General features: G+C 69.2%; 20 protein-coding genes. 5 read left to right on the plus strand and 15 right to left on the minus strand.

Translation table 11 applies throughout. The features are described 5' to 3' along the window. Nucleotide 1 precedes the first annotated feature (1 nt). Entirely contained in the window at nt 2-544 is a 543-nt protein-coding gene (locus tag L2Z93_RS08255) for an RDD family protein (RefSeq protein ID WP_090589932.1), read from the minus strand. Nucleotides 545-607: 63 nt separating this feature from the next. Here L2Z93_RS08255 and L2Z93_RS08260 point away from each other — a divergent pair, with 63 nt between their 5' ends. Further along, a complete protein-coding gene (locus tag L2Z93_RS08260; protein ID WP_090589935.1) occupies nt 608-1,189 on the plus strand; it encodes an isochorismatase family protein in 582 nt (193 codons plus the stop codon). Then, entirely contained in the window at nt 1,186-2,004 is an 819-nt protein-coding gene (locus L2Z93_RS08265; protein WP_090589941.1) for a nuclear transport factor 2 family protein, read from the plus strand. Before L2Z93_RS08260 ends, L2Z93_RS08265 begins: the two co-directional genes overlap by 4 nt. On the opposite strand, the gene L2Z93_RS08270 is transcribed toward L2Z93_RS08265, so the two are convergent. From L2Z93_RS08270 to L2Z93_RS08285, 4 genes are read right to left on the minus strand one after another with little or no spacing between them, the layout of a single operon-like run. Further along, complete coding sequence (locus L2Z93_RS08270; protein WP_090590030.1) at nt 2,001-2,735, minus strand: ABC transporter permease; 735 nt, start codon at nt 2,733-2,735, stop codon at nt 2,001-2,003. The two genes, L2Z93_RS08265 and L2Z93_RS08270, sit on opposite strands and share 4 nt — an antisense overlap. A 50-nt stretch (nt 2,736-2,785) precedes the next feature. Next, the gene (locus tag L2Z93_RS08275; protein WP_090589943.1) at nt 2,786-3,655 is read right to left on the minus strand and encodes an ABC transporter permease; all 870 of its coding nucleotides are present in this window, start codon (nt 3,653-3,655) and stop codon (nt 2,786-2,788) included. Nucleotides 3,656-3,661: 6 nt separating this feature from the next. Further along, nucleotides 3,662-4,858, minus strand: coding sequence for a polyamine ABC transporter substrate-binding protein (locus tag L2Z93_RS08280; RefSeq protein ID WP_090589946.1), 1,197 nt, complete (start codon nt 4,856-4,858; stop codon nt 3,662-3,664). Nucleotides 4,859-4,906: 48 nt separating this feature from the next. Continuing rightward, nucleotides 4,907-6,016 carry an ABC transporter ATP-binding protein gene (locus L2Z93_RS08285; RefSeq protein WP_162561955.1) on the minus strand — a complete coding sequence of 370 codons (1,110 nt, stop codon included), beginning with the start codon at nt 6,014-6,016 and terminating at the stop codon, nt 4,907-4,909. Between the two features lie 298 nt (nt 6,017-6,314). On the opposite strand from L2Z93_RS08285, the gene L2Z93_RS08290 reads away from it, so the two are divergent. Next, nucleotides 6,315-8,552, plus strand: coding sequence for an NADP-dependent isocitrate dehydrogenase (locus tag L2Z93_RS08290; RefSeq protein WP_090589953.1), 2,238 nt, complete (start codon nt 6,315-6,317; stop codon nt 8,550-8,552). A gap of 3 nt (nt 8,553-8,555) precedes the next feature. On the opposite strand, the gene L2Z93_RS08295 is transcribed toward L2Z93_RS08290, so the two are convergent. Further along, on the minus strand, nt 8,556-9,053 hold the full coding sequence (locus L2Z93_RS08295; protein WP_128111755.1) for an Rv2253 family sensor-like surface protein: 498 nt from the start codon (nt 9,051-9,053) through the stop codon (nt 8,556-8,558). Between the two features lie 106 nt (nt 9,054-9,159). Here L2Z93_RS08295 and L2Z93_RS08300 point away from each other — a divergent pair, with 106 nt between their 5' ends. Continuing rightward, nucleotides 9,160-11,514 carry a Tex family protein gene (locus L2Z93_RS08300; protein ID WP_090589960.1) on the plus strand — a complete coding sequence of 785 codons (2,355 nt, stop codon included), beginning with the start codon at nt 9,160-9,162 and terminating at the stop codon, nt 11,512-11,514. A 227-nt stretch (nt 11,515-11,741) separates the two neighbouring features. Here L2Z93_RS08300 and L2Z93_RS08305 read toward each other — a convergent pair whose 3' ends face one another. The 6 genes from L2Z93_RS08305 to L2Z93_RS08330 form a co-directional block, all read right to left on the minus strand. Then, entirely contained in the window at nt 11,742-12,107 is a 366-nt protein-coding gene (locus tag L2Z93_RS08305) for a DUF488 domain-containing protein (protein WP_202971898.1), read from the minus strand. A 2-nt stretch (nt 12,108-12,109) separates the two neighbouring features. After that, a complete protein-coding gene (locus L2Z93_RS08310; RefSeq protein ID WP_193438914.1) occupies nt 12,110-12,919 on the minus strand; it encodes a glycoside hydrolase family 16 protein in 810 nt (269 codons plus the stop codon). 81 nt (nt 12,920-13,000) lie between these two features. Further along, nucleotides 13,001-13,606, minus strand: coding sequence for a peptidoglycan endopeptidase (locus L2Z93_RS08315; protein WP_128111754.1), 606 nt, complete (start codon nt 13,604-13,606; stop codon nt 13,001-13,003). A 185-nt stretch (nt 13,607-13,791) separates the two neighbouring features. Continuing rightward, nucleotides 13,792-14,994 (minus strand): NAD(P)/FAD-dependent oxidoreductase, encoded by a 1,203-nt coding sequence (locus tag L2Z93_RS08320; protein ID WP_090592801.1) that lies wholly within the window; start codon nt 14,992-14,994, stop codon nt 13,792-13,794. Nucleotides 14,995-15,023: 29 nt separating this feature from the next. Beyond that, complete coding sequence (locus L2Z93_RS08325; RefSeq protein WP_090592804.1) at nt 15,024-16,403, minus strand: MBL fold metallo-hydrolase; 1,380 nt, start codon at nt 16,401-16,403, stop codon at nt 15,024-15,026. An 82-nt stretch (nt 16,404-16,485) separates the two neighbouring features. Then, the gene (locus L2Z93_RS08330) at nt 16,486-17,595 is read right to left on the minus strand and encodes an FHA domain-containing protein (protein WP_162562025.1); all 1,110 of its coding nucleotides are present in this window, start codon (nt 17,593-17,595) and stop codon (nt 16,486-16,488) included. A 266-nt stretch (nt 17,596-17,861) separates the two neighbouring features. On the opposite strand from L2Z93_RS08330, the gene L2Z93_RS08335 reads away from it, so the two are divergent. Further along, nucleotides 17,862-18,155, plus strand: a complete 294-nt coding sequence (locus tag L2Z93_RS08335) for a WhiB family transcriptional regulator (RefSeq protein WP_090592811.1) — start codon at nt 17,862-17,864, stop codon at nt 18,153-18,155. 4 nt (nt 18,156-18,159) lie between these two features. Here L2Z93_RS08335 and L2Z93_RS08340 read toward each other — a convergent pair whose 3' ends face one another. The 3 genes from L2Z93_RS08340 to L2Z93_RS08350 form a co-directional block, all read right to left on the minus strand. Next, entirely contained in the window at nt 18,160-18,867 is a 708-nt protein-coding gene (locus L2Z93_RS08340) for a hypothetical protein (RefSeq protein WP_090592815.1), read from the minus strand. Nucleotides 18,868-18,954: 87 nt separating this feature from the next. Then, a complete protein-coding gene (locus L2Z93_RS08345) occupies nt 18,955-19,740 on the minus strand; it encodes a hypothetical protein (RefSeq protein WP_090592818.1) in 786 nt (261 codons plus the stop codon). 30 nt (nt 19,741-19,770) lie between these two features. Beyond that, nucleotides 19,771-20,184, minus strand: a complete 414-nt coding sequence (locus tag L2Z93_RS08350) for a hypothetical protein (RefSeq protein WP_090592821.1) — start codon at nt 20,182-20,184, stop codon at nt 19,771-19,773. Between the last annotated feature and the right edge of the window lie 61 nt (nt 20,185-20,245).

Raw genomic sequence — 20,245 nt, forward strand, 5'->3', positions numbered from 1 at the left:
GTCAGCTGGACTCGAGCACCTGGGTGCCGCCGGCCAGCTGATCGTGCTTGCCCTGTTTGGTGGGGCTGGAGCTGATGGTCACCGCGATGACGATGTAGGCGATGAACGCCAGCAACCCGCCCAGGCACGGAATCAGCGGCAGCAGGGTGAACAGGTTCCGGGTCGCGGCCTGGGACGCAGTCGGTTTGGCGGCGCCGTTCGGCCCGCGCACGCTCAGGCCCAGCACCTTCTTGCCCGGCGTCCAGCCCAGCTGCGACTCGAACACCAGGAAGTACAGGAAGGTCAGCAAACCGGAGAACATCCCGGTCACCATGATCGAGGTGTCCATGCCGTAGACGTCGGAGTCCCCGAACGCCATCCGGGCGGGCAGATACAGGATCCCGGCGACGACGTAGACGATGACGCCGTCGAGCAGTCGCGCCACAAAGCGCAGGCCCAGACCGCCGGGCTTGCCGGCCGGCGCGCCGAATCCGGCCGGCGGCGGGTAACCGCCGGGGGCGTTGTACTGCGGGGGCAGGTTGGGATCGAATCCACCAGTCGACATGGCCGCCAATCTACCGGCGCGGGCCGATCGGGAGCGGAGCCCGAACGGGATACGGTGTCAGATGTGCGCGCGTTGATCGTCGTCGATGTCCAGAACGACTTCTGCGAGGGGGGCTCCCTGGCGGTGGCCGGTGGCGCGTCGACGGCCCGGGCGATCAGCGCGTTGCTGGCCGGCCCGCACGGCTACGACGCGGTGGTCGCCACCCGCGACCGTCACATCGATCCCGGACCGCATTTCTCCGACCACCCCGACTATGTCGACTCCTGGCCGCCGCACTGCGTGGTCGGCACCGACGGCGCGGAGTTCCATCCGGAGTTCGACGCCTCCGGCGCGGCGGCGGTGTTCGACAAGGGCGCGTACTCGGCCGCCTACAGCGGATTCGAAGGCGCCGACGCCGACGGGGTGGGCTTGGCGCAGTGGCTGGCCGACCGCGGTGTCGAAGAGGTCGACGTGGTGGGCATCGCCACCGACTACTGCGTGCGGGCCACCGCCGCGGACGCCGCCCGCGCCGGGCTGCGCACCCGGGTGCTGCTGGACCTGACCGCGGCGGTCGCCCCGCCCAACGTCGCCGCGGTCGCCGACGGGTTGCGCGCCGAAGGCGTGGAAATCGTCGGCGCGCTTCCCGACCCGGGCGCGGACCGATGAGCGAGCCTGCGCCGACGCGCGCCGAGTTGCTCGCGCTGGTGGAGGCGCTGCCCGCCGCGGCCGCCGCGCACGACCGCGAAGGCTGGGTGGGCGCCTTCGCCGACGACGCCCGGGTGGAATACCCGGTGGGCGCCCGCGCGCACACCGGACGCCGGGACATCGAGCGGTTCTACGACACCTTCATCGCGCCGAACCGGATCCGGTATCACCGCGACGTCGACATCGTCAGCGGCCGCACGGTGCTGCGGGACCTCACCGTCGAACTGACCACCGGTTCGGATCTGACGCTGGGCATCCCGGCCTACCTGCGCTACGCCATCGACGACGGCAACCGGATCAGCGAGCTGCAGGCGTTCTGGGAGTTGCCCGGCGCGCTGTGGCGATTCATCCGCAGCGGCCGCGCGGCGATCCCGGCCGGCTTCGGCATCGGCCGGGAATTGTTGGTGAACCAGGGCCCGGCCGGGGCGCTGGGCATGGTCCAGGGTTTACGCCGGCGGACCGGCCGCGCCGACCGGGCACTCGGCGACGCGCTGCTGGCGGCGCTGGCCGGGGGCGACCAACTCGCGGTGCGCCGGTTGCTGGGCCGCACCCCGCTGGTCAGCATCGGCGACGACATCCCGGTGGGCCTGGACGACTTGGGCCGGCGGCTGCGCGCGGCGACCTGGGCCAAGCGGATCGACACCGGCGGGTCGTCGGTGGTCGCGACCTGCGGCGGCGACGGCCGCGGCGTGCTGCTGCTGGATTTCGGCGGAGCCGAGGACGAGTCGGGCGAGCCCGCGATCAGCCGGCTGCGGTACTACATCCAACACATCTAGGTCAGCCGCTTGCGGCGGTACAGCGTGCCGACGGCCAGCAGCACCAGGCTGACCAGCAGGATCGCGGTGGCAAGCACATTGATCTGCGGCGGCACGGCGGCCTTCACCGACGCGTTGACGAACAGCGGATAGGTCACCGTGGAGCCGCTGACGAAGTAGGTGATGATGAAGTCGTCGAGCGACAGCGCGAACGACAGCATGGCCGCGGCCACGATGCCCGGCACGATCAGCGGCAGCGTGACCTTGAAGAACGTCCGGGTCGGGCTGGCGCCGAGGTCCAGCGACGCGTCCTCCAGCGTCCAGTCGAAGCCGCGGACCCGGGCCCGCACCGTCATCGCGATGAAGCTGATCTCGAACGCCACGTGCGCGATCAACACCGTGGTGAAGCCCGTCGGCCAGCCCAGGTCCAGAAACAGGGTCAGCAGCGACGCGCCCATCACCACCTCGGGCGCGGTCAGCGGCAGCACCAGGAACGTCTCGACCGCCTTGGAGCCCCGGAAACGCTGGCGCACCAGGGCGATCGCCAGCAGCGAGCCCAGCACGATCGCGATCGCGGTGGACAGCGCCGCCACCTGCAGGCTGGTCACCATGGCCTTGGTCAGCGCCGGATACTTGAACGGGTCCGCCCAGTTGTCCAGGGTGAATCCCTGCCAGCTGTAGTTGAACTTGCCGGCAGGTTTGTTGAACGAGAACAGCACGATCACGAAGATCGGCAGGAAGATATAGAGCATCACCAGGCCGGCGACCACGCGCAGCCCGATGTCGGCGAAGCGCCCCGTCCTCACGTCAGCTCCTCGGTGCCCAGCGCGCGGGTGTAGGAAAGGACGCCGACCAGGATCATCGCCATCAGCAGGAAGCTCAGCGCCGCGGCGGCCGGGTAATCCTTGACCACCAGGAACTGCTTCTGGATGACGTTGCCGATCATGGTGGTCTGGGTGCTGCCCAGGTAGTCGGCGTTGATGAAGTCACCCATCGCCGGGATGAACACCAGCAGGCTGCCGGCCAGCACGCCGGGCATCGACAGCGGCAGGATCACCTTCCGGAACGCCCGGGCCCCCGACGAGTACAGGTCCCGGGAGGCCTCCAGCAGCCGCGGGTCCATCTTCTCCAGGCTGACGTACAGCGGCAGGATCATGAACGTCATCGAGTTGTAGACCAGCCCGCCGATCACCGCCCACGGTGTGGACAGCAGCCGCCCGTCGACCAGCCCGAGGGTGTCCAGCACCTGCACCACGAACCCGTTGTCGGCGAAGATCGTTTTCCAGGCCAGGGTCCGGACCAGGAAGGTGACGAAGAACGGCAGGATCACCAGGCCGAGCAGCAGGTTCTTGTACCGGCCGGATTTGAACGCGATGACATAGGCCAGCGGGTAGGACAGCAGCAGCGAGATGACCGTCGCGGCGAACGCATAGGTCAGCGACCGGACGATCTGGTCGGAGTACAGCGTGAACGCGTCGGCGTAATTGCCCCAGTTCCAGGCGAACGTCAGCGTCGGCAGATAGACCGAACCGGCCATCTCCGACAGCGAGGTGCGAAACAGCGAATAGAACGGCACCACGAAGAAGATCGCCAGGTACGCCAGCGCCGGCAGGATCATCAGGTACGGCGCGATCCTGCTGCGCTGGCGACTGCTGGTGGCCACCCCTGCCATAGGCGGCTAACCCCCGGTGACGGAGGTGTAGATGGTGTTGAACTCCTGGGTCAGCTCGTCGGTGAGCGCGGGCCAGGTGTACAGGTTGTCCTGAATGTCCTGCGGCGGGTTGATCAGCGGGTTGGTGGCCAGCGCCGGGTCGATCTTGGCCAGCTCGTCGGTCATATCCGAGAGCACCGGGACGAACTGGGTGAACGCCACCAGCTTGGCGTAGTTGGCGCGGTCGTAGATGTAGTCGATCCAGGCCTCGGCGCCCTTCTGGTTCGCCGTGGTGTACGGGATGGCCATGGTGTCGATGAACCAGTCGCCGCCGGACTCGGGGATGACGAATTCCAGGTCCGGATTGTCGGCCTGCAGCTGCACCACGTCGCCGGAGTAGGCCTGGGCGACCACCACATTGCCGGCGGCCAGATCGTCGCCGTAGTCATTGCCGGTGAACTTGCGGATCTGGCCGCGGTCCTTCTGCTCCCGGATCAGGTCGACGGCCTGCTGGACGGTCTCGGCGGTCGGGTCGGTCGGGTGGTTGCCCTGCGAGCTCATGATCATCCCGAGGCCGTCCTGGACATCGCTGAGCAGGCTGACCTTGCCCTTGAAGGCGGGATCCCAGAGGTCCTCGATCTTGGTGATCGGGCGGCCGGTGGCGGCCTTGTTGTAGGCCAGGCCGACCATGCCGGTCATGTACGGCGCGCTGAACTTGCGGCCCGGATCGGAGGCGTCGTTGAGCAGGTCGGCGCGCAGGTTCTTCTTATTCGGCACCCGGGACTCGCGGATCTCGTTGAGCCAACCCAGGCCCTGCATCCGCTGCGCGAAGTTCTGGGTGGGCACCACCAGGTCCGCGCCGATGTCCTGACGGCGCGACAGGGGCTCCTTGTACTTGGCGAACCATTCCTCGTTGTCGTTGTAGTCCTCTTTGTAGTCCACCGTCAGCCCGCTGGCCTGCTGGAACGCGGCGACGAACCCGTCGGCCATGTAGAACGGCCAGTTCGAGACGCGCAGCGTGCCGGTGGCCGGCGCGCCGTCGTCGGGCTCCATGCTGGGCGCCGCGGTCGGGCTGTCGGAGGAACTGGAACACGCCGACAGCACGGCCGGGCCGAACGCCAGCGCGGCGGCCGCCGCGCCGGCGCCGCCCAGGAAGCGGCGCCGGGAGGTGCGGTTGCCGGTCAGCCGGGCCAGCAGGGCGGGGTCGATGTTCTTGGGGGCCATGGCGGCGCCTTTCTGCAGGAGTGGGAGAGGGGAGTCGGCGCGGACGCGTCAGGAATCGTCGAGCAGTTCTTCGAGCTCGTCGACGGTGGTGGGGATGTCCGCGTCGGGCAGCACCAGCGACGCGTCCGGGGACCAGCTGACGTACACGGTGTCGCCGGGGCGCAGCATCGGCAGATCCTGCTCGGGCCCGACGTGCGCCAGGATCGGCGAATCGTCGGCCGCCGCGAGCTGCAGCCGCAGCACCGGGCCCTGGAAGGTCAGGTTCGCCACCGTCGCGGGCACGCCGACCGCGCCGGCCGGAGCCGCCATCGAGATCCGCACCCGCTCCGGGCGGACCATCAAGGTGGCCTTGCCGCCGTTGTTGATCGCGGTGTCACCGGGACGGGCCGGCAGCGTCGTGCCGAGCACCGCGATGTCGGCGAGGTCGCCGGAACGCCCGGTCTGCACGCCGTGCCAGAGATTGGCCTGGCCGATGAACCCGGCGACGAACACCGACGACGGCCGGTCGTAGATCTCGGTCGGCGTGCCGATCTGCTCGACATTGCCGGCGTTCATCACCGCAATCCGGTCGCTCATGGTGAGCGCTTCCTCCTGGTCGTGGGTCACGTAGACGAAGGTGATCCCGACCTCGCGCTGAATGCGCTTGAGTTCGAACTGCATGGCGTGGCGCAGCTTCAAATCCAGCGCGCCCAGCGGCTCGTCGAGCAACAGCGCGCTGGGGTGGTTGACCAGCGCGCGGGCCAGCGCGACGCGTTGCTGCTGGCCTCCGGAGAGCTGCGCGGGCCGACGCTGGGCGAAGCTGTCCAGTTGCACCACCGCCAGCAGGTCGTCCACCCGGCGGCGCACCTCGGCGGAGTCCAGTTTCTTGCTGCGGGGCCCGTAGGCGACGTTGTCCCACACCGTCATGTGCGGAAACAGCGCGTAGTGCTGGAAGACGGTGTTGACATTGCGCTTGTGCGGCGGCACCCGGGAGACGTCGGCGCCCTGCAGCCGGATGGCGCCCTCGGTGGGGGTCTCGAAGCCGGCGATCATCCGCAGCAGCGTGGTCTTGCCGCAGCCCGAGGACCCCAGCAGGGAGAAGAACTCGCCGGGCCCGACCTGGAAGTCCGCGCCGTTGACGGCGGTGAATTCGCCGAATCGTTTGGTGACCCGGTCGATCTCGACGGTGGGTTGGGCGGGTTCGCCGGGCGCGCCGGTCGGCGACGCTGCGACGGCAGCCGTCCTGCGGAAACTGGCCAGTTCGGGTCCCTCCTAGGCTTGGCTGGTCGTTGGCTGGGATGAATCTAAGCACCAGATCGGCGCTGCCGCAGCGGATGACGCGGCTTGACCCGCCGTTTGCCCGCCGGTCCGCGGCGAATTTCGCCCTGGCCGCACATTCGCGACGGCCGAAGACAATACTGATAGCCGCAATCACCCTTGCCTGATCAACTGAACACGCGACGCCCGGGAGACACCTATGAGCGCAGAGCAGCCGACCATCATCTACACCCTGACCGACGAGGCGCCGTTGCTGGCGACCTATGCCTTCCTGCCGGTGATCCGGGCCTTCGCGGGCGCGGCCGGAATCGAGGTCACGGGCAGCGATATCTCGGTTGCCGCGCGAGTGCTGTCGGAGTTCCCGGACTGCCTCACCGAGGACCAGCGGGTGCCGGACAACCTCGCCGAACTGGGTCGGCTCACCCAGGACCCGCAGACCAACATCATCAAGCTGCCGAACATCAGCGCCTCGGTGCCGCAGCTGAAGGCGGCTATCAAGGAACTGCAGGACAAGGGCTACGCCCTGCCGGACTTCCCGGACGACCCGAAGACCGACGAGGAATCCGAAACCCGGGCTCGCTACACCAAGTGCCTGGGCAGCGCGGTCAACCCCGTTCTGAGGGAAGGCAACTCCGACCGCCGCGCGCCGCGCGCGGTCAAGGAGTACGCCCGCAAGCACCCGCACAGCATGGGCAAGTGGTCACCCGCGTCGCGCACCCACGTCGCGCATATGACCCACGGCGACTTCTACCACGGCGAGAAGTCGATGACCGTCGACGCCGACACCGATGTGCGGATGGAACTGATCACCAACGGCGGGGAGACCGTCGTGCTCAAGCCCACCGTGCTGCTCGACGCCGGGGATGTCATCGACTCGATGTTCATGTCCAAGAACGCGCTGGTCGAGTTCTACGAAGAGCAGATGCAGGACGCCTACAAGACCGGCGTGATGTTCTCCCTGCACGTCAAGGCCACCATGATGCGGGTCAGCCACCCGATCGTCTTCGGGCACGCGGTCAAGGTGTTCTACAAGGACGCCTTCGCCAAGCACCAGGAGCTGTTCGACGAGCTCGGCGTCAACGTCAACAACGGTCTGTCGGACCTGTACAGCAAGATCGAATCGCTGCCCGCGTCGCTGCACGAGGAGATCATCGAGGACCTGCACGCCTGCCACGAGCACCGGCCGGAACTGGCCATGGTGGACTCGGCGCGCGGGATCTCCAACTTCCATTCGCCCTCGGACGTCATCGTCGACGCCTCGATGCCGGCGATGATCCGGGCCGGCGGCAAGATGTACGGCGCCGACGGCAAGCTCAAGGACACCAAGGCGGTCAACCCGGAGTCGACCTTCTCCCGGATCTACCAGGAGATGATCAACTTCTGTAAGACCAACGGGCAGTTCGATCCGACCACCATGGGCACCGTCCCCAACGTCGGCCTGATGGCGCAGAAGGCCGAGGAGTACGGCTCCCACGACAAGACCTTCGAGGTGCCCGCTTCCGGGGTGGCCAACATCGTCGACAACGCCACCGGCGAGGTGCTGCTGAGCCAGAACGTCGAGGACGGCGACATCTGGCGGCTGTGCATCGTCAAGGACGCGCCGATCCAGGACTGGGTCAAGCTGGCCGTCACCCGGACCCGGCAGTCCGGGATGCCGGTGGTGTTCTGGCTCGACCCGTACCGCCCGCACGAGAACGAACTGATCAAGAAGGTGCGCCGCTACCTCGGCGACCACGACACCGACGGCCTCGACATCCAGATCATGTCGCAGGTCCGGGCGATGCGGTACACGCTGGAGCGGCTGGTCCGCGGCCTGGACACCATCTCGGCGACCGGCAACATCCTGCGCGACTACCTGACCGACCTGTTCCCGATCCTGGAGCTGGGCACCAGCGCCAAGATGCTGTCCATCGTGCCCTTGATGGCCGGCGGCGGCATGTATGAGACCGGAGCCGGCGGCTCGGCGCCCAAGCACGTCAAGCAGCTGGTGGAGGAGAACCACCTGCGCTGGGACTCCCTGGGCGAATTCCTGGCGCTGGCCGTCAGCCTGGAGGACCTCGGGGTCAAGACCGGCAACGCCAAGGCGAAGATCCTGGCCTCGACGCTGGACGCGGCGACCGGCCGGCTGCTGGACGAGAACAAGAGCCCGTCGCGCAAGACCGGGGAGCTAGACAATCGCGGCAGCCAGTTTTACCTGGCGATGTTCTGGGCGCAGGAGCTGGCCAACCAGAGCGAGGACGCCGAACTGGCTGAGACTTTCGGCCCGCTGGCCAAGACGCTCGCCGACAACGAGGAGACCATCATCGCCGAGTTGGGCGAGGTGCAGGGCAGCCCCGCAGACATCGGGGGCTACTACCAGCCCGACGCCAAACTGACTGCTGCGGTCATGCGGCCGTCGCAGACCTTCAACGCCGCGCTGGAGGAGGTTCGAGCGTAGGAGTCAGTCGGGACGCGCGGTCACCGGGATATTGACGGTGCCCGCGCAGTCCCCGCTGTCGATGGTGGTGTCGAAGCTGCCGGTCAGCGACCCGTCGGGCTGCGGCCGGTAGACAGTCACCGAGGTGGCCGGGTCGTAGGTGATGGTGCCGTCGGGCAGCAGGCAGTCCCAGCGCCAGTCTCGCGACTTCTCCCACTGCGCGCCGGTCCACTCAAAGGACACCGCCGCGGAGACATTGTCCTTGGGGACCGGGCCGTCGACGGCCTTGGCGAGGCAGCCGTCGTCGCCGCATTCGGTGGTGAACAGATAGGACGCGGCGTACGGCGTCTCCTGCTGGCCGGCCGCCATGCTGGTGCCAGTTTTCTGATCGGTGTGGAAGGTGATCTTGTACCGGCCGGCCCAGTTCGGGTCGTCGGCGCCGGCAGCCGGCGCGACGACCGCCGCGGCGGCCAGCAGACCGCAGGCCAGCCCGGCGCGGATCACCACTCGGTTGGACGTCATCAGTTCAGATCCTCCTGGGGCGTGGGCAAGGGGTTCCTTCACTGTGACAGATGAGCGGCGAGGCGGCGGGGATCGCCACGGGTCCGCTTCGGTAGGGTCTGCAGCCGTGAAACCGAGCCCCGCCGTCAAATCCATCACGACCCGTATCGCCGAGGAGCTCGGTGTCCGCGAGGATCAGGCCGGCGCCGCGGTGCGGCTGCTCGACGAGGGCGCCACCGTCCCGTTCATCGCCCGGTACCGCAAAGAGGCCACCGGCAGCCTGGACGACCAGCAGCTGCGGCTGTTGGAGGAACGGCTGCGCTACCTCCGCGAACTCGACGACCGGCGCTCGGCGATCCTGGCCTCGGTCGACGAGCAGGGCAAGCTCACCGACGAACTGCGCGCGTCGCTGCTGGCCGCCGACACCAAGGCCCGGCTGGAGGACATCTACCTGCCGTACAAGCCGAAACGCCGCAGCAAGGCCCAGGCCGCCCGGGAGGCCGGTCTGGAACCCCTGGCCGAGCGACTGCTGGCCGATCCATCGCTGGATCCGGAGACCGAGGCCGCGGCCTTTGTCACCGAAGAGGTCGCCGACGCGGCCGCGGCGCTGGACGGCGCCCGGCACATTCTGGTGGAGCGTGCCGCCGAGGACGCCGAGCTGGTCGGCGCGGTTCGGGAGAAGTTCTTCGCCGAGGCCCGGCTGCGCACCGCACCGTGGTCCGACGAGGTCGCCAAGACCCCGGAGGCGCAGAAGTTCCGGGACTACTTCGAGTTCTCCGAGTCGACGCAGACGCTGCCGTCGCACCGGGTGCTCGCGGTGATGCGCGCGGAGAAGGAGAAGGTGCTGGCCATCACCTTCGACGCCGGCGACGACGCGGTCTACCAGTCCATGGTCGCCGCGTCGCTGGGGGTCGACTTGTCGGCGGCCGGTCCGGGCGGGCGCTGGCTGGCCGGCGTCGTCGGGTTCGCCTGGCGCACCCGGCTGATGTTCTCCGCGGCCGTCGACGCCCGGGTCCGGCTACGCCAGCGCGCCGAGGCCGACGCGGTGTCGGTGTTCGCCCGCAACCTCACCGACCTGCTGCTGGCGGCGCCGGCCGGGCAGCGCGCCACTCTCGGGCTGGATCCCGGGTTCCGCACCGGGGTCAAGGTCGCCGTCGTCGACGGCACCGGCCGGGTGCTGGACACCTGCGCGGTGTATCCGCACCAGCCGCAACGGCAGTGGGAGCAGGCCAAGGCCACCCTGGCCGCGTTGATCGCCCGGCACGGCGTGGAGCTGGTGGCCATCGGCAACGGCACCGCGAGCCGGGAAACCGACGCGCTGGCCACTGAACTGATCAACGATCTACGCGCCGCAGGCGCTGCGGCGCCGGTCAAGGCCGTGGTGAGCGAGGCCGGGGCGTCGGTGTACTCCGCCTCCCCGTACGCCGCCCACGAGCTGCCCGAGCTGGATGTGACGCTGCGCGGCGCGGTGTCCATCGCCCGGCGGCTGCAGGACCCGCTGGCCGAGCTGGTGAAGATCGAGCCGAAATCCATCGGGGTGGGCCAGTACCAGCACGACATCACCCCCGGCACGCTGGCCCGCAGCCTCGACGCGGTGGTCGAGGACGCGGTCAACGCCGTCGGCGTAGACCTCAACACGGCCTCGGCGCCGCTGCTGGCGCGGGTGTCGGGGATATCGGAGTCGCTGGCCGAGTCCATCGTCGCGCACCGCGACGCGGCCGGCGCGTTCCCGAACCGCATGGCGCTGCTGACGGTGCCGCGGCTGGGCCCCAAGGCGTTCGAGCAGTGCGCGGGCTTCCTGCGGATCCGCGGCGGCGACGACCCGCTGGACGCCTCCGGGGTGCACCCGGAGGCCTACCCGGTGGTTCGGCGCATCCTGGACCGCGCGGGTGTCTCGCTGGCCGAGATCATCGGCGACGAGCGGGCGCTGCGCGCGCTGACGCCCGCCGAATTCGCCGACGAGCGGTTCGGCGTCCCGACCGTCACCGACATCCTCGCCGAGCTGGAGAAACCCGGCCGGGACCCGCGGCCGGCGTTCACCACCGCCGCGTTCGCCGCCGGGGTGGAGAAGGTCGCCGACCTCAAGGTCGGGATGGTGCTCGAAGGCGTGGTCACCAACGTCGCCGCGTTCGGGGCGTTCGTCGACGTGGGGGTGCACCAGGACGGACTGGTGCATGTCTCGGCGATGTCGGAGAAGTTCGTCTCCGACCCGCACGACGTGGTCCGCTCCGGGCAGGTGGTGAAGGTCAAGGTCGTCGACGTCGACGTGGAACGGCAGCGGATCGGGTTGACGCTGCGGCTACGTGACGAGGTCAAGCCGAAGGGCGGGTCCGAGGGCCGCGCGCCGCAGCAAGGCCGGTCAAAGCGGGGCCAGCAGCAGGGCGGGCAGCAGCGGGGCGGGCGTTCGCAGGCGGGAGGGCGTTCGCAGGCGCCGCAGGGCTCGATGGCCGACGCGTTGCGAAACGCCGGCTTCGGGCGCTGACGGCTGGGTCTGAACCGTCGGGCGCGACGCGGATGGCCGACGCACGGCCCGACCATGGGGCGCCACGGTCGCGAGGGTGCGCACAGATCCGGTTTCGAGGGTGCGCGCAGGTTCACCCTGTCCTGGGTGTTTGCGAACCTCGGCGCACGTTCGCGCCCAGAAACGGACCTGTGCGCACCTTCGACGGACGCCCTGACCGAACGAGGCGCGCGGAGGTCACAACGCGGCTAACCGTCGGCCAACAATCCGGCCAACACCGCGGCGTCGCTGATGTCGACGGCCTTCGAGCCGGTCAGCAGGGTCAGCGGGCCGGTGGCGGCGAGTTCGCGCAGGTGGTTCAGCGCCTCGGCGGCTGCGGGCGCGGTGAGCTCGGCCCGGTAGCGCTCGGCGAATTCGTCGAACAGCGCGGGGTCGTGGTTGTACCACTTGCGCAGTTCGGTGCTGGGCGCGACGTCCTTGCACCACAGGTCCAGCTTGGCGTGTTCCTTGCTGACGCCGCGCGGCCACAGCCGGTCGACCAGCACGCGCCGGCCGTCGTCAGGGGAGGGGTCGTCGTAGACCCGGCGGACACGGATGTCCGGGGCGCCGCTCACCGTCAGAAGACGCGGACCCAGTCCACCAGCATCTGCGCCGGGTAGTTGCCGCCGGCCGGATCGCCGCCGCCGCTGCCGGCCACCGCGAGGTTGAGCACCGGGTTGAAGGCGAAGCCGGGCAGGTTGAACGGCCACGGCTCCAGCGAGAAGGCCGGGACCACGAAGTAGGGCTCCATACCGGTCTCGTAGTCCTGCCAGAAGTACATGCCGTTGTGATCCCAGGTGCAGCGCCAGGTGTGCCAGGCGCTGTCCACCGGGTGCGGGCGGGTCGCAAAGGTGTCGCCCCACAGGGTGCCGTGCACCGTGGTGCCCGACGGCCAGTCCTGGTTGCCGTACCACTCGACAAGGTCCACTTCGCCGCCGGGAACCTCGTTGTGCAGCCACCATGCCGGCCAGCAGCCGTTGGTGAGGCAGTCGAACTTGATCCGGGCCTCCCAGGTGGTGCCGATCTGACCGGCGAAGGTGCCGGTGATCTTGCCGCTGGTGTACTTGTTGCCGTCTCGCACGGCGCGGATCACCAGGTTGGAGTTGCCGTCCAGGAACACGTACTCGCGGGAGTCGCGGTACTGGCCCATGTTCTCCGGGCGGTCCCAGAACACCGGGTTCTTGATGGTCTCGCGGGCGGTGGAGATGACCCACTTCGAGCGGTCCGGGGCGGAGCCCGCCGGGCCGTCGAACTCGTCGGACCAGATCAACCCGCCGGTGTTGGTTTCGGGCACCGGGGCGGCCGGGAAACCACCGGCCGGGGCGGCGAACGCCTGCGGCGTGGCCACGGCGGCGGCCAGCACACCGAATCCGGACATCAACATCATGCTGCGACGATCGAGTTCAGACACGCCTGAACCTTACTGTGAGTTCGCTCGGAATGGGCAATCGGGCCGTTCGCCCGCGCGTCAGGCGGGCTGGGCGGGCGCCGGGGCGCCGGGCGGCGGCAGCTCCGGGGCGAAGACGGCAGGGGCGACCTCGGCGGGCGGCGGGGGCAGTTCGGCCGGGGGCGGCGGCAGCTCACCCGGGGGCGGGGGAACCGGGGCTCCGGGCTGGATGTCCGCGACCGGAATGATGACCGGCTCGGCGGGCGGCGGGGGCAGCGGCGCGCCGGGGGGCAGCTCGACGGGGGCCGCGGGGATCTCCTCCATCGGCAGGTACATGTGCTTGGTGAAGCCGCTTTGGTACGCGCCGGCGCCGCCGATCTTGACGCCGCCGCCCTCACCGCTGGACACCGGGGTGCCGTCGGGCAGGGTGACCGCGGTGTGACCGCCGTTCCACCCGATCACCAGCGCGTTGGGCGCGGTGCCGTAGCGGAACCCGCGGGCCAGTAGGGCGGCTTCCTGGTTGCCGGTGTGGAACCGGTCGCCGTAGACCGGGCGGCCGCTGGCCGCGTTCGACACCCAGGATGCGAGTCCGGAGCAGTCGGTCCCGGCGGGGGAGTCGCCGCCAGGAACGTACGGCGTGCCGGAGACCTGATTGACCAGGGTCAAAAGCGTGGCAAGTACGAACATGCCGATCGACGCTAGAGAGCATTTCCGATGGCCGTCAAAAATTGTGGCGACCGTCACCGGATCGGAAAACCGCAGTTCCAGGCCACATTCTCGGGTGTTCGCACTGGTCATCGGTGGCGCGGGTGCGGCTCCGCCCGGCCATCGGCGTCTCAGCGCGGTGTTGCCCCGGTCACGCGGCGATCACCCTAGGCCAGGCCCCGCAGCATCAGATTCCAGTACATGAAGGGCAGCCCGTAGCGCTTCAGGAACCAGTAGGGGCGATGCGGCACGGTGGGGTCCAACCCCGGGAAGGTCGGGGTGATCTCGAAGTCGTAGTTGAACTCCGCGAGCAGCATGTCGTGGCCCGAGGTGACGATCGGGCAGGACGCGTATCCGTCGTACCGGCCGGGCAGCGGCCGACCGCCCAGGAACGCGCGGATGTTCTCCACCACCACGGGCGCCTGCTTGCGGATCGCCGCGCCGGTCTTGGAGTTCGGCGTGCTGCCGGCATCCCCCAGGCTGAACACGTTCGGGTACCGCACGTGCTGATGGGTGTGCTTGTCCACCTCCACATAGCCCATGGCGTCGCCGGTCGACAGCGGGCTGGATTTCACCCAATCCGGAGCGGACTGCCGGGGCACCGCGTGCAGCATGTCGAAACCCAGCGTGCCGGGGTCGCCGCTGGGACCGAGCGAGCTGATCGTCACCTTGCGCGCGTCGGCGTCGATCTCGGTGATCTCCGACTCGGTGTGCACGGTGATGCCGTAGTTCGCGGCGACCTTGTCGAGGCTGTCGGCGATGGCCGGGATGCCGAACATCCGCGGCGTCGGCAGCACCAGGTGAACGTCGATGTCCTTCAGCACCCCGGTCTTACGCCAATGGTCACAGGCCAGATAGGCGATCTTCTGCGGCGCGCCGGCGCATTTGATGGGGCCGGACGGCATCATGAACACCGCGGAGCCCGACGTCGTGGCCTGGATCAGCTCCCAGGTCTTGGGGGCCAACTCGAAGCCGTAATTGGAGGCCACCACCGAGGTGTCCATCGCCTCGGGCAGCCCGTCGGTGCGGTCCCAATCCAGCTGGATGCCGGGCGCGACCACCAGCACGTCGTAGCCGTAGCGGGCGCCGTCGGCGCATTCGACCGCGTTGTTCTCCGGGTCGAAGGCCGCCGCGGAATTCTTGATCCAGATCGCCTTCTTCGGCATCACCGAGGCTTCGGGGCGCTCGGTGCCCGCGGCCTTGGCCTTTCCGCCACCGACCAGCGTCCACATCGCCTGGTAGTAGTGCCGCGCCGACGGCTCGATGACCGCGACGTCGGTCTCGCCGGCGCGCAGCAGCCGCGCCGCCACGGTGATTCCGGCGGTTCCGCCGCCGACGATGAGGATCTTGTGGTGTGCCGTTGTGTTCATGGCTGTCTCTTTTCGCGAATATCTCTGGTTCAGGCGTGCTGGATGGCCTCGGCCCAGGCCTGGTAGCCGCCCAGGATGTCACTGACATCGCCGAAGCCGCGCTGGCGCAGCAGACTGGCCGCCACCGAGGAACGGTACCCGCCGGCGCAGTACACCACGGTGGGCCGGTTCGGATCGAGTTCCCCGGCGCGGGCCGGCAATTGGCCGACCGGGATGTTCACCGCCCCGGGAATCATGCCGTCCTCGGCCTCGCCGGGGTTGCGCACATCGACGATCTGCAGGTTCGCGACGTCACGGGTGCGTTCGTCGAAGGCCTGCGCGGTCAGCCGGGACGCCCGGCGCACCTGATCTTGGTGCTCCAGCATCGCCGCCACCGGGTTGGCCAGGTAGCCGATCACCCGGTCGAAGCCGATCCGGGCCAGCCGGTTCTTGCCCTGAAGCTCTTGTCCCTCATCGATCATCAGCACGATGTCGACGTCGTGCGGGACGACCGACCCGGCAAATTCGGCGTATCGGCCGCCGAGCCCGACATTGACCGCGTCGCTCAGATGGCCGGTGGCGAACTCCTCGGGGTCGCGTCCGTCGATCAGCATGGCGCCGGCGTCGACGGCGGCGCGCATCCGGTCGTAGTCCATCGCCGGGGGCATGGCGCTCTCGTCCAACAACGGCCGGTCCTTGCGATTGAGGATGGCGTCGTAGACGAAGTATCCGGGCGCAGGCGGCTGCCCGGCTGTGACCAGTTCCAGGAAGGTGGCCTTGTCCATATCGCGCAGCGCGTAGTTGGTGGCCCGCTGGTCGCCGATGGTCGACCACAATTCGGTGGACAGGTTCTTGCCGCAGGCCGAGCCGGCGCCGTGGGCCGGGTAGACACGGGTGTCATCGGGCAGCGTCATCAACTTGGCGCGCAGCGAGTCGTAGAGCTTGTCGGCCAACTCCTCGCGGGTGACGCCGATCGAGGCCAGCAGGTCGGGGCGGCCGACGTCGCCGATGAACAGGGTGTCGCCGGTCAACACTCCGTAGGGCACGGGGTCCTCGGCGTGCTCGTAGACGACAACGCTCATCGACTCCGGCGTGTGGCCGGGGGTGTGCAGGAATTCCAGGGTCACCTCGCCGAGGGAGTGGCGCTGGCCGTCGGCGACGGCCAGGAAGTCGAATTCGGGCTCGGCGACCGCGGAGTACACGATCTGGGCGCCGGTGGCCTCGGCCAGTTCCAGGTGTCCGGACAGGAAATCGGCGTGGAAGTGGGTCTCGATGACCAGCTCGATCCGCAAGCCGAGCCGCTGCGCGTCGGCCAGGTACTCCGAGACGTCGCGCTGCGGGTCGACCACGACCGCGCGGCCGGTGGTCTCGTCGGCGACCAGGTAGGACGCATGTGACAGGCAGTCGAGGTAGTACTGGATGAACTTCATGGGTCCGCGCTCCTAAATACCTAAGGGGGTATATGACACTGAGAGCAACATACCCCATGGGGTATCTTATTTCCAGCCCGGGTCAGAGCTGTTCGATCAACGCTTCCAGCGCGGCGCGAGTCGGCTCGGGTATCGGCTGCTCGGCCTCGGCCGCGGTGATGGCGCCGGTCGGCAGGCCGGCCGCCAGCGCGGCGTCGTCGGCGGTCAGGCTGGCGCGGCGACGCGCGGCGTAGAGCCGGCGGCCCAACGGCGCCTCCGGTGCGGCGGCCGCCCGCTCGATGAGCTCGTCATGGCGGCGGCGCACCGCGCCCAGGGCCAACACCAGCGCCGGAGTGCCCGGGGCGTTCTTGGCGGCGTCTGCCGCCACGGTCTGCAGATTGCGCAGGTCGGTGAGGATGGCGCCGACCCGGGTGTTGTACTCGGCGGAGTCCTGCGCGGGCAGCGCCTCGGTGGCCGTCTCGATGCTCTTGAGCGCCAGCTGGATGGTCTGGGCGATCAGCGGCGAGGCCACCGCCGTCGAGATCACCTGGGTGGACTCTTCGTCCGGAGACGTGCCGCCGTCCCGGAGATTGGCGATCGAGCCAGCCGGCCACTGCAACACCTGCTCCAATTTGGCCCGGGTGCTCTCGTGCGGCCAGCTGCGGCCCTTCTCGAAGGCGATCAGCGCGCCGGCGTTGATGATCTTGTCCCGGGCCAGGCCGCGCTGGGTCAGCTCCAGTTCGCGACGGCGCGCGGCGACGGCCGAGCCTGCCCGGGCAATCGCCGGATCGATGGCCTCTTCGCTGGTCAGGCCCTCGTCGGCCTCGCGGAGATCGGATTCGTCGACATCGCCGAGGAAAAAGTCCACCGCCACGCCCTCGGCGTCGCCGAGCCGCAGCGTCATCCCGTCACGGATGCTCAGCTGTTCGACCCGGGCGCCGTCGACGAAGATGCCGTTGCGGCTGTTGTCGATGGCGATCCAGTTCGCGCCCTCGGGCCGCAGCCGGACATGGGTGCGCGACAGCCAGGAATGATCCATCCGCAGCACCGACGACGGGTCGCGGCCCAGGGTGACCTCGCCGCGTTCGGGTCCGACGGTCGCGAGCTGCCCGCCGCAGCGCACGGTCAGGGTGGGCGGGCGTCCGGATTCCTCCATCGGGGCGGCTTCCTCCTGTTGCGTCTCGCTACATGTCAGACCGGTCGACTGCAGCATATCGCTTCGGCTGGTGAGGGACAACGCTACGGATAGCCGATACAAAACAGCGTTTTGGTGTAGCGACACGACATGAAATCGCCGTTTCGAGGTGTTGTGGCGTGGCCTAGGCACCGCCCGTGGCGGCATAAATCTGCAGGTAAATAGCAGATTTTACGGGGGAGTGCGGGTCCGCTTCGAGAAAATGTTGCAACGCTACGGTTTTATGTTAAAGTCGTAGCACAGGGCGCACAGCGGGTGCGCCGCCAAACTTCCGGGAGGCCCCGATGTCCGCAGCAGTTCCGCTCGAGCTGGCCCTCGGAGTGTGCGCCACCGATCCCGATCGCTGGTTCGACGCTCCCGACGCCGAGGCCAAGGCCATCTGCCGAGCCTGCCCCCGCCGCTGGCTGTGCGCCCGCGACGCCGTGGAAGCCGGTGGCGCCGAAGGGCTGTGGGCCGGGGTCGTCGTGCCGGAGTCCGGCCGCGGCCGGACGTTCGCCCTCAAGCAGCTGCGCAGCCTGGCCGAATTCGGTGGCTACCCGGTCCGGTTCACCGGCCGGCGGCTGCCCAGCGGGGACTGATGCCTCAACGACGGAGCCGGCGCAGCACCGATTCGAAAAGGTCCGGATCGGTGACCGCCGGCTCGCCGGTCTCCGGATCCGCCCGGATGATCGGACACAGCTCCTCCGGGCGCCACAGGTGCAGATCGGCGCTGATCGGCGCCGGGCGCTGCGCGCATAGCTGCTGGCAGTCTTGGGCCATCGCGTGCATGGCCGTCAGAAACGACCGCATCGACGAGGGTCGGTGCACCAGCAGCAGGTGTGCGGTCGGCGCGCCGACCAGCAACCAGTCCGATCCGTCCGGCGCCGGCAGCGACGGGTCCAGCGTGTCGAGGTGCCCGGCAGTCATGGCCACCGGGTCGACGATCTTGGAGCCGATGAACGGCGAGGATCCCGACAGCGCCAGGTATTCGCCGGTCCGACGGTTGCGGCGCTCCACCGTTTCGATCGGCGCGGCCGCGGTGTGGGCCCGACCGGCCGCCCGCAGCCGGTCCACGGCGGCCTCGCCGAAGCCGCGCAACTGCGCCGCGCCCAGATAGCTCAGGCCCCCGTCGGGCTTCGGCACACACAGCACCTCACGCAAACCGTCGGCGATCCGCCAGGCGTAGGAGAACGCCGGACCGGTGGGCCCCAGCCGGGCGGCGGGCACCACCCGGGTGTGCGCCCGCGCCAGCAGCGCCTCGTCCGGGCCGGGGCGGCCACGGCCGGCGTCCAACTGCGACACCGATCCCATCGACTCCCCAATCCGGCTCCGGCACCGACGACGCCGGTGTCTGATTCGACCCTACGGTGCGCGGCCGGGGCTGCCCGACACGAATTTTCAGGTCTCTTGGGCGGAGCCCCGCAGGTTCAACAGCGGCAGGCCGGCCGCGCCGAGTGCAGCCACGATGTTCTCCAGCCGCGCCTTGGCCAGCTCCACCCGCCAGTGCGCCAACCGGCCTCGGACCACCAGATTGTCGGCGCCCAGCTCGAGGTCGCTGACCACCAGCCCGTGCGGCAGTCCCGTCAGCGGGACCGAACGCGCCGGTGTCCAGGCCGGCAAACGCAACCGACGATCCCGCCAGCCCAGCGCGCGCGGGCGCAGCCACAGTCCCGAACCGTGCAGCTCCGGCGCCACCTCCAGCCATCCCATCGCCGGCCGCCGGGCCCACCACAACCGGGCCAGGCCATGACGGCCGAACCCGGCGGCCAGCCTCGGCTCAAACGCCGCCAGCAACTCGGCGACCTCCTCGCCGTGCACCTGCACGCTCAGATCCACCGGTCCGGCGATCAGCATCGGCAGTGGGTCCGCGCGCACCTTCACATTGCGCAGCACGATCTCCAACCGCTCGAAAACCGTTCCCTGCCAATGGATGTCGGAGAGATCCAGGGTGAGGTCGTCAAGTTTGCCGAACGCGACCCGGGTGGGCGCCAGCGGGACGTCGAATCGCTCCACGGTGGCGACCAGGTCCCCGGCGTCCAGCCGCACCGTGACGCGGCGGCCGGCGGCCAGCCGACTGGCCGTCGACAACAGCGCCTGATACGCCATCGCCGCGGTGGCCGAAGCCGCCCACACCGCCGGAGACGGTGGCCGGGGCAGCCAGGGCAGCCCGAGATCGGGGAACACCTAAGTGATTATTGCAATAGCCAGGAGGTGCTAGCCGACGGGCCGCGGGGTGACCGTGACCGTGCCGGCGCCCGGAGTGGGCCGGTTGTCGGTCTGACCGTGGCCGTCGGGCGCGGTCGGCATCGATCCACCCGGCGGAACCATCCGGTGGGTGTTCGGGGCGTCCGGCTTCTCCTCGCCCTTGGGCAACTTGCAGTCCAGTCGCAACCGCTGGGTCTGGCCGGCCGAATCCTGGGCGATCACCAAGCACTGGGATTGCGGCAGGTCCTTGCCGATCGAGCCGGCGAAGACGGGCTTGTAGCCCTGGTACTTCAGGATCTGCACCGCGGCGCCGTAGGTCTCACCGGTCACATCGGGCGCGTCGGCGGCGGCCGGGCCGGCGCCGATGACCGCCATGGCAACCACAGCGCCGCAACCACCAGCCAGCAGGGCCAACTTCTTCACACGACCTCCGTAATTGTCCGCGTTGGAACGATAACGCAGCGGCGGCCCGGGCGCAGCGGCC

The organism is Mycolicibacterium brumae, assembly GCF_025215495.1.
Taxonomy (GTDB): Bacteria; Actinomycetota; Actinomycetes; order Mycobacteriales; family Mycobacteriaceae; genus Mycobacterium; species Mycobacterium brumae.